Source organism: Streptomyces laculatispora, assembly GCF_017353455.1.
Classification (GTDB): domain Bacteria; phylum Actinomycetota; class Actinomycetes; order Streptomycetales; family Streptomycetaceae; genus Streptomyces; species Streptomyces laculatispora.
In genome coordinates this window covers 1-8,643 of record NZ_JAFMPZ010000167.1, presented here as the reverse complement: position 1 = coordinate 8,643, position 8,643 = coordinate 1, and the positions used below count along the sequence as shown (strand labels likewise).

General features: G+C 67.5%; 8 protein-coding genes and 1 pseudogene. 7 read left to right on the top strand and 2 right to left on the bottom strand.

Features of this window, described 5'->3' with window-relative positions:
• The 5 genes and pseudogenes from J1C73_RS09775 to J1C73_RS09760 form a co-directional block, all read left to right on the top strand.
• Window positions 1-1,764, top strand: a pseudogene (locus tag J1C73_RS09775) (Eco57I restriction-modification methylase domain-containing protein); the annotation flags it as partial.
• A 71-nt stretch (window positions 1,765-1,835) separates the two neighbouring features.
• Window positions 1,836-2,366, top strand: coding sequence for a hypothetical protein (locus J1C73_RS09770; RefSeq protein ID WP_207315985.1), 531 nt, complete (start codon window positions 1,836-1,838; stop codon window positions 2,364-2,366).
• 65 nt (window positions 2,367-2,431) lie between these two features.
• Window positions 2,432-3,931 (top strand): hypothetical protein, encoded by a 1,500-nt coding sequence (locus J1C73_RS09765; RefSeq protein ID WP_242643951.1) that lies wholly within the window; start codon window positions 2,432-2,434, stop codon window positions 3,929-3,931.
• Window positions 3,916-4,047, top strand: a complete 132-nt coding sequence (locus J1C73_RS35445; protein ID WP_278186534.1) for a hypothetical protein — start codon at window positions 3,916-3,918, stop codon at window positions 4,045-4,047. Before J1C73_RS09765 ends, J1C73_RS35445 begins: the two co-directional genes overlap by 16 nt.
• A gap of 23 nt (window positions 4,048-4,070) precedes the next feature.
• Window positions 4,071-4,868 (top strand): hypothetical protein, encoded by a 798-nt coding sequence (locus J1C73_RS09760; protein WP_242643950.1) that lies wholly within the window; start codon window positions 4,071-4,073, stop codon window positions 4,866-4,868.
• 33 nt (window positions 4,869-4,901) lie between these two features.
• Here J1C73_RS09760 and J1C73_RS09755 read toward each other — a convergent pair whose 3' ends face one another.
• Window positions 4,902-5,093: a DUF397 domain-containing protein gene (locus tag J1C73_RS09755; protein ID WP_207315984.1), complete on the bottom strand. Its 192-nt coding sequence runs from the start codon at window positions 5,091-5,093 to the stop codon at window positions 4,902-4,904.
• Window positions 5,090-5,977, bottom strand: coding sequence for a helix-turn-helix domain-containing protein (locus J1C73_RS09750; protein ID WP_207315983.1), 888 nt, complete (start codon window positions 5,975-5,977; stop codon window positions 5,090-5,092). Before J1C73_RS09750 ends, J1C73_RS09755 begins: the two co-directional genes overlap by 4 nt.
• A gap of 161 nt (window positions 5,978-6,138) precedes the next feature.
• Between J1C73_RS09750 and J1C73_RS09745 the strand changes: the two genes are divergently transcribed.
• Together J1C73_RS09745 and J1C73_RS09740 are read left to right on the top strand one after the other, a co-directional pair.
• Complete coding sequence (locus tag J1C73_RS09745; protein ID WP_207315982.1) at window positions 6,139-6,756, top strand: ATP-binding protein; 618 nt, start codon at window positions 6,139-6,141, stop codon at window positions 6,754-6,756.
• A gap of 164 nt (window positions 6,757-6,920) precedes the next feature.
• The coding region (locus tag J1C73_RS09740) for a PrsW family glutamic-type intramembrane protease (protein ID WP_207315981.1) at window positions 6,921-8,643 on the top strand (1,723 nt) is incomplete at its 3' end.

Here is an 8,643-nt window from a genome sequence, read left to right as displayed (position 1 = left end):
GGGGGGTTCGACGCGGTGTTGGGGAACCCGCCGTGGGACAGCGTGAACTTTCCGGAGACCGAGTTCTTCGCCGTGCGCGCCCCGGAGATCGCGGCAACCGACAATACGGCTGCCCGGAAGAAGAAAATCCGGGGACTCCAGGACGACCTCGACACCATCGAACTCTTCAACGAGTACGAGGCCGCCAAGCGCAAGGTGTATGGCGAGAGCCACTTCCTCCGCATTTCCGGCCGCTATCCCCTGACGGGCCAGGGCAACCTCAACCTGTACGCGCTGTTCGCCGAGGACGACCGCATCCTGACCGCCGGTCGCGGCCGCACGGGCGTGATCATCCCGACGGGCATCGCGACGGACGCGCGGACGCAGTACTTCTTCAAGGACCTGGTGTCGGCGGGGTCGTTGGCGGCGTTGTTCGACTTCGAGAACCGCGCGGGCCTCTTCCCGGCGGTGGACTCGCGCATGAAGTTCTGTGTGCTGTCCCTCACCGGCCGCTCCCTGCGCGAACCGTCCGCCCGCTTCGCCTTCTTCCTCCACGACCCGGCAGAACTCGAAGCCGCGGACAAGGTCTTCACGCTCACCCCGGAGGAGATCACCCTCCTCAACCCCAACACCGGCACCTGCCCGGTCTTCCGCTCCCGCCGTGACGCCGAGATCACCCTCAGCATCTACCGCCGCGTGCCGGTCCTCCTCAATGAGTCCGACAAGGCGAACGGCAACCCGTGGGGCGTCTCGTTCCTGCGCATGTTCGACATGTCCCACGACTCCCACCTCTTCCGCCCCTCCGCCGCCAACGGCGAGACGCTGGACTCAATGCTCGCGGAGGGCTGGCGCCTCGACGGGAACGTCCTTGTGCGGGGGGATGAGCGGCTGCTGCCGCTGTACGAGGCGAAGATGGCGGAGTCCTACAATCACCGCGTCGCCGACGTAGTCAGGAGTGGCACCGCCACCAAGAGGCAGAATCAACCAAAGTATTTGACGACGCATGATCTTGACGACCCAAACCGCCTACCTCAGCCGTCGAGCTGGGTCCACGAAAACGATGCAAACATCGACGGTCGCCTCCGGAAGGGGGTTGCGAAGCGGCTTTCCGATCAAGGCTGGCGGAGGGAATGGCTTCTCGGGTGGCGCGACATCACTTCAGCCACTAACGAGAGAACTGCAATTGTCGGCCTCATTCCACACACTGGTGTCGGCAACAGTCTACCGGTTTCAATTTTGACAGACCATCTGACGAGATCCGCGCCAGGATTGTGCGCCGCAGCGGCATCGATGGCATTCGACTACGTTGCACGATTCAAAGTGGGCGGCACGCACCTAAACTTCTTCATCGCCTACCAACTCCCTTTGCCCAGCCCTGAGCAGATGGAGCCTCACCTCGCCTTCGTCACGCACCGCGTGCTTGAGCTCACATACACCGCCCACGACATGACCACCTTCGCCCGCGACATGGGCGACGCCGGCGCCCCCTTCCGCTGGGACGAGGAACGCCGCGCCACGATCCGCGCTGAACTCGACGCGCTCTTCTTCCACCTCTACGGCATCACCCGTGACGACGCGTCGTACATCCTGGACACGTTCCCCATCGTGAAGCGCAAGGACGAGGCCGCCCACGGCGAGTACCGCACCAAGCGCCTGATCCTCACCGAGTACGACCGCATGGCAGCCGCCGGCCTCACCCTGGAAACGCCCCTCACCGAAGGTGCGCACGGCACCTACCGGTCCACACTCACCCCGCCCCCCGGCCAGGGCCCCCGGCACGACTGACCGATCCCTGGGGTGGCCGCGCCCGTGTCCACCTCAGGGGTGCCCGAAACTCACCCAAAGAACCGACGCACGTGGCACGCCTGAGCCAGTCCAGCAACCCCCGCTCCATCGTCGTCCTGACCTCGGGTACCGACTGGGGCACCCGTGCCGCCGGGCAGAAACGAAGCAGCGGCGCCGAGTCCTCCATACCCAAGCGGCAGCCCGCGAAGATCAAGGCGTTGCAGCGGACCGTCGGGGTGCTCCGCCTGGCAATCGAGAGGAAGCGCTGGAACGAGGCGCGCTACGCACTCAGCCGGGCTCAGGCGATCACGAATGCCCTCCCCACCAACATGGCCGCCCAGGAACGCGAGAAGCTCTCGGCGCTCCGCAAGAAGTACGCAGCGCGCAACACGCCGGCCGCGAAGAGCGCCCGCCAGGCAAAAGCGGCCCCAGCACAGCGTGCGAGTGGCAAGAAGCCTGCCCCGAAGACATCCGCCAAGAGGAGGCCCACGAGCAAGGGCGCCGCGCAGAAGCCCAAGCCCACGCCCACGCCCGTGCGCGATCTCGGCGACCGGCTCATCGATCGCGCCTCGCTCGGATACGGCCCCATCGATCAGCCCTGAGAAGCACCCACCCCGCATTGCGAACTTTGGAAGAGGAACCGTCAATGGAGCCACGCGGATACCGCATGGTGGTATCGACCGTCTCGAACTACGTGGACACCTGTGCCATAGCGGAGCGGGAGTTAATCGGCTGGCTCACGTCGAAACGGTACGACACCTCCGGTCTCGCGGAGGGCCGGACCGAGGTCGCCGATCACGCGACCCTCGACCGCGACCACGAGTCCGGGATGAACGGCGCGTACAGCCGGTGGCGCATGCGCGAGACATTCTCCGCCACATCAGGTACCTGGCAGTCGACGCTCGTCGTGCGGTCCGGACTCCCCGAGGACGAGGGCCGTACCTGGGTGCAGGTCGACATCGAGCACCAGCCGGCGGACGCGAACGTCTTCCCCGCCCCGGCCAGCACCCCAAAAATTGCCCGGTTCTTGCTGGACGCCCTGGAGGCGCGCGACGGTCAGGCCGACGTCACCACTGCCCCCGCCTTCATTGAGGACGATGACGACGTCGATGACCTGATCGAGGAGCTGTGCGACTCCAGTCGCCGGATGCCCGTCGTGATCGCCACCGTGCCGTTCGGCAAGGGCCCCGACGACTGGTCGAAAACGGTCGTGGAGCCGTTGTTCCGGAACCTTCACGGGCTGGCCGTGTTGTACATCCTCGCACCCACCGCCCAAGCCAGATTCAACGGTGCGCTGGAGTTCCACCCGGTGTTCGGCGGCGGCGTCCGCACCTACATGCCGGAGCTCGATCCCGCCTGGAAGCCGGATGCGCAGCGGCATCCCGTGATGTCCCGCCGGACCATCGAGGCGGACGTACGCCGCGCCGCCTCGATCCTCGCCACGCTTCCTCAGCGGCTCGCCTCGCGTGTCGCACTGCCTGCTGCGCTGCTGAGGGTTCCACGGCAGCGGACGCGGCTGCGACCGCGTTCGGACAATGCGGACATCGAGCAGCTGCGCAATGACTACGCCGCCCTGATCTTGCTGCTGAACGAGGCAGAGCAGGCGGAGGGGATGCGCGTCAACGAGGTCAGTGACCTGTATGCGGAACTGACCGTCGCAGAGCGCGCGGCCCACGACCTCCAGGGCGAGAACGAGGAGCTGTACGACAAGTTTCAGGAGTCCCAGCGCCTCATCCGCTTTCTGCGGGAACGGCTCGAAGGAACCGGCGACTTCGCCACTGCCTACGGTGCGGCCGACGCTCCGGCAATCACCTATCCGGAGTCCTTCGCCGAACTGCTTGACCGGTTGGGGGAACTTCCCTTCATCGTGTTCACGGGCAACTCCAAGATCACCCAGAAGCTTGACAGCCAGTCCGTGAACAACTGGCTGAACGTCGCCTGGCACTCAACCACTTCGCCGAGGCGTCGGCCAGCGGCGCGGCGTCCGGCGACTTCCGGAGCTGGTGCAAGTCCGACGCGTCCGGCGTCTTCCCGTTCCCGGCAGCCAAGGTGGCCATGCGTGAGTCCGATACCGTCACCAAAAGCAGCAAGCTGCGCGACGAGCGCATGCTTCCCGTTCCGAAGGCGATCGCCGCCGAGGGCAAGGTCTTCATGCAGGCCCACCTGAAGATCGGCCGTGGCAACACGGTCGCCCCGCGCCTCCACTTCTACGCGGACGGCCCCCAGTCCGGGAAGGTCTTCGTCGGCTACCTCGGCCCGCACCTGCGCAACACCCTGACCTGACGTCGGCAGCGTGCACGACACGCATGGCCGCGGTCCGCTGCGGCGCCGCGCACAACGGCAGCCAAGAAGAGACTCAAGGAGTTCATGACATGACAACAGGTGCCGACGATGAGCCGACTCCGGAAGAGAACATATCCAGAGGGCGCGCACTCGAGCTTCTGGACAAGGCGCTCGCCATCCAGAGCCCGTTGGTCCAGAGGAACATCGCCCGGGCCCGCCAGCGGAACCCGGACGCTTCGCCGGCCGAGGTGATCCGCAATCTGGAGCGGCTCTACGTGAGCGCTCTCTCCGGGACGGGCGCAGCGGTCGGAGGGAGCGCAGCCGCGCCCGGCGTCGGCACGGCAGTCGCGCTCGCGCTGTCGGCGGGCGAGGCGCTCTCGTCCCTCGAAATGAGCGTCCTCTTCGCACTCTCGGTCGCCGAAGTCCACGGAATCCCGATCGACGAGCTCGAACGGCGCCGGACCATCGTGATGGGGATCCTGCTCGGCAAATCCGGGTCCGCCACCATCGGCAAGATCGCTGAACGCACGGGGCAGCATTGGGGACGTCAGGTCGTCGCCTCGGTCCCCGCGCAGACGCTGCGCCAGATCAACAAGGTCCTCGGGCGGAACTTCATCACGAAGTACGGAACGAAGCAGGGAATCATCGTTCTCGGTCGCGTGGTCCCCTTCGGGATCGGCGCGGTGATCGGTGGCGGCGCCAACGCTGCCGTTGCCACACTGGCGGTGAGGGCCGCCCGTCGTGCGTTCGGGCCACCCCCGGGTTCTTGGCCGCAGCTGACGGACGACACCCCGCCCACGCCCGAGGATTCCCGTAAGTAACGCGCGGCGTACACAAGGCGTCGCGGTCCCGCCTCAGGCGCTCGCCGCGAACCTGACGAACTCGTCCCAGCCCTCGCGCCCCACAGCGAAGGCCGGACGGGCGAGGTCCTTGGAGTCCCGTACGTGGACGTCTTGTTCAGCGATCGCAATTTCCACGCAGCTGTCACCCTGCGTGCCGCTGTAACTCGACTTGAACCAGGCAAGTTCAGCCTTGCGGATGCTCATAGCTCTCCTCGCAGTCGCTCCAGTAGGCCCCGCGACTCTTTGGGGTTCAGGGCCTGCGAGCGCAGTGTGTCATAGCGACGGAAGAGCAGACTCACCTCTCTCGTTTCTGAGATCAACCGCCCGTTCTGCTGCCCTTCCGAGTAGCCGAGCCGCCGCCCCTGCCGCGTCTCCAGCAACTGGACCGGACCGTCCAAGCACCCATGGAACTCCAGCTCCAACGGCACCACCTGCAGTGTCACGTTGCGCGGCGCAGTCAAATCCAACACGTGATCCAGCATGCCTGCCTGGACCTGCGGACCGCCCAACCCCCTGCGAAACACAGCCTCCTCGACGATAAAGCTGAACGGCACCGTCAGGCTTTCGCGCACCCTGACCTGCCGCTCCATGCGGGCGGCGACCTGCTCCTCCGTCTGCCGGTCGGTCAGCAACGGGATGCTGTTGTCGAACACCGCCCGCGCATACCCCTCCGACTGCAACAGCCCCGGCACCAGCCGGCACTCGTACGTGCACAGGCTCGCCGCCTCCCGCTCCAGCCGGGCCCACTTCCGGAACCACGCCGCGAGACCGGCCTCCCCGCGGCTGAGGTGTCGGGCCGCCTTCCGTATGGCGCCCGTGTTGCCGAGCGCCACCTCCGCCCGCTCGACGAACGCCTCGTCCGGCATCCGGCGGCCCAGCTCCACCGACTCCACGGTGTGCTTGGAGTACCGGACCCGGTCGGCGAGCTCCGCCCTGCTGAGTCCCGCGTGCTCGCGCAGCGCCTGAACGACCGCACCGAACGTGCGCAGGCTGTCCGACGGATGGGGTTCGCGCTCCCAGTCCCCCTCCGGCGCGGCCCGCGTCCCGACACCTCCGGACCCGTCCCGGTCCTCGTCGACGTAGTCCATCCGCGGCCCCTCTCCTCGCACCCGCACCCTGCCGCACGGATCGTGCCCACACAGCGTGACGAACAACGCCCCGTACTGTCCACCCCGTGTGCCCGTACGCTGACTCCGCGTACGGGGTGTGGTTCTCGCCATGAGCACCCCGGGCCCACCACGCTGGCACCATGAACCAAGCATTCCCCCAACCGGCAGAACCAGTACGGACGTTCTCGCAGCTCTTGTCGTCCACACCGCGCGGCGCCCGCCTCGCCCGCCTCCTCACCGTGACCGAGCTGCAGTCCTGGGACGCACCTCCCGACCTCACGGAGCGTGCCGAACTCGTCGTGGCCGAACTCGCCGCGAATGCCGTGATTCACGGCCGCGTTCCCGGCCGCGACTTCCGTCTGGCGCTCGCCTACGCTCCGCCCGCCGAGCACCTCCGCATCGAGGTCACCGACGCCCGCGGCGACCGACGACCCGAGCTGCCGCCCTGCGAGCCCGCATCGCTCGGGGACGGCGGGCGCGGGCTGCTGCTTGTCGCCGCGCTCGCCGACCAATGGGACTGCGTGACCTATCCGCCCTCCGGCAAGACGGTCCGCGCCGAGCTCTCGGCAGCGTGGTCAATCGAAGTGCCACCGCGGCCCACGGAAGCCGTTCAAGCCACGGGGTGCGTAGCAGAGCACATCAGCGGAACTTGGAGCGCACCGGCCCTACCTCTGGCCTCACCTGTTCAGTCCGGAATCTGCGGGCCCCTCAACAGGGCCGACTTCACTCCTGCCGCGCGCCTTGTAGGTGACGCCTGACTCGGTCGGCTCGGCCTTCGTAGCTCACGTGAACAGTGACCTGAGTGACACATGACACGCCTTGTGCCATCGGAACACGCCTTGTGTCATCGGAATCGGGCCCACATGCTCGCCGTCAGGAGTGTTCGTGATTCGGCGGGGGTGCGTGAGGGATGGCGTTATGGATGGCCGCAGCGTCGATCTGGGCGGTGCTGCAGCTGTTGCTCCTGTCCTGGCCGGCCCGGACGGTGCGCTGGCCCATGGTGGCGCTGGCCTTCGGCGTCGGAATGTACGGCTGCGGTGTCGCCTCGATGTTCGTCGAGCTGATAACAGCACGGCAGTTGGCGGCCTCACGGCACGAGTCGCTGAGCGCGGTCATGGACACGGTGTCGTGGACGACGGCCCCGGTGGCCGAAGAGTTGATCAAAATCCTGCCTCTGCTGATCGCCGGTTGGGCGCTGCGCAGGCGGATGCAGTGGGGGCTGACCGACTTCGTGGTCCTGGGCAGTGCCACGGGGGCGGGCTTCGGCCTGCTGGAGTCACTCTCGATGTACGGCGGCTCCGCGGGCCGGGCCGTCGACCTGCCCGCCGGCGGCTGGCGGATCGTCGAGAGCCTTGGCTCACATCCGTACGTCCCGGACTTCTGGCACATCGTCGGGAGTTGGTTCCCCGCCTCGACCGGCACCGAAGAACTCGAACAGCCGGTCATGACCTACGACCTGCACATCTTCGCCAGCACACTGGGTGGACTCGCGGTCGGCCTGCTGTGGTGCGCCCGCCGCCCACTACTCCGGGTGGCGGGGTTGCTGCCCCTGGCCGCAGCCGTCGCCATCCATGGAGTGAACAACTACGCCGCCGTCTTCTCCGACAGCGACGACGACACCGCGATGTGGTGGCGGGAGCAGCTGACCGGGACCTGGGGACTGTGGATCGTCCTCGGCACGCTGGCCGCCGCCTGGTTGTGGGACCAGCGCCGCGCCCGCCGCGGAAAGGACCGCGAGACAGGCGTCCGGCTGACCGCCGAGCGCGAAGGCCGCACCTCCTGGCAGGCCCTTCTCGACTACGCACTGCTGCATGTCCCGGCCACCTGGATCATCGCCTTCGGATATGCTCGCCGGCGCCGGGCCCTGCTGTACGCATCGGCCCACCCGCGCAGCGACCCCGACCGGCTCGCCGCCCTGCGCAAAGCACTGACCGAGCAGACCCAGCGCATGGATGCCACCCACAACCGGGAATCGTGGCAGGGAACTTCACTGCGCGAGCTGTGGAAGCGGGCCCGCGCGCAGCGCCGCAGGCGGCCACTGCAGGAGAAGCTGCTCCTGGTACTCGGCCTGCTCATCGCCATCCCCTCCCTCCTCTATCTGGGCGTGGGCTCCTTCAAGTCCACCCAGGACCTGCAGAAGTACTTCGCCGGGGGCACCGGCCTGCGCCTGCTGATCGGCGTGGCTCTCGCGGGCTTGGCCCTGACCGTGTGGCGCCTCGTCCTGACGGTGCGCGGCTACCGTCCGGCCGCCGCGCAGCCGCAGGCCGAGGCTCTTGCCCTGGTCCACTTCCGCCTTGTCCTGTGCACCGGCTCCCTGGCGATCGGCCTTCTGCTCCTGTACCGCTGGGAGGAGATCGCGGACGAGGGGAACCTGTTCAACGCTTACGAAACCTTGGGCACCGGCGGTTTCCTGCTGGAGAAGCTCCTCAAGGTCGGCCTGCCGCTGCTGTTGAGCATCGCCATGCTGGCGCTGATGTTCACCCCGATGGGCGGCGCGGCCGGACTCCTGATGGGCGGTTCGATGTCCGAGCTGCTTCTTGGCGCGCTGGCTCCGCGGCTGGTTGCCCCGCTCGCGGCCCGGCTGGGTGCCCGGTTGGCGGCCCGGTCGGTGATGGGCTGGGCGCGGGGTGCTTTGGGTCGGGGGC

Bases quoted from the DNA above. Each gene is read 5' to 3' on its own strand.
- J1C73_RS09760 (WP_242643950.1), top strand. From the start codon at position 4,071: ATGGCCGCGGTCCGCTGCGGCGCCGCGCACAACGGCAGCCAAGAAGAG.
- J1C73_RS35445 (WP_278186534.1), top strand. From the start codon at position 3,916: ATGCAGGCCCACCTGAAGATCGGCCGTGGCAACACGGTCGCCCCGCGC.
- J1C73_RS09765 (WP_242643951.1), top strand. From the start codon at position 2,432: ATGGTGGTATCGACCGTCTCGAACTACGTGGACACCTGTGCCATAGCG.
- J1C73_RS09745 (WP_207315982.1), top strand. From the start codon at position 6,139: ATGAACCAAGCATTCCCCCAACCGGCAGAACCAGTACGGACGTTCTCG.
- J1C73_RS09750 (WP_207315983.1), bottom strand. From the start codon at position 5,977: ATGGACTACGTCGACGAGGACCGGGACGGGTCCGGAGGTGTCGGGACG.
- J1C73_RS09755 (WP_207315984.1), bottom strand. From the start codon at position 5,093: ATGAGCATCCGCAAGGCTGAACTTGCCTGGTTCAAGTCGAGTTACAGC.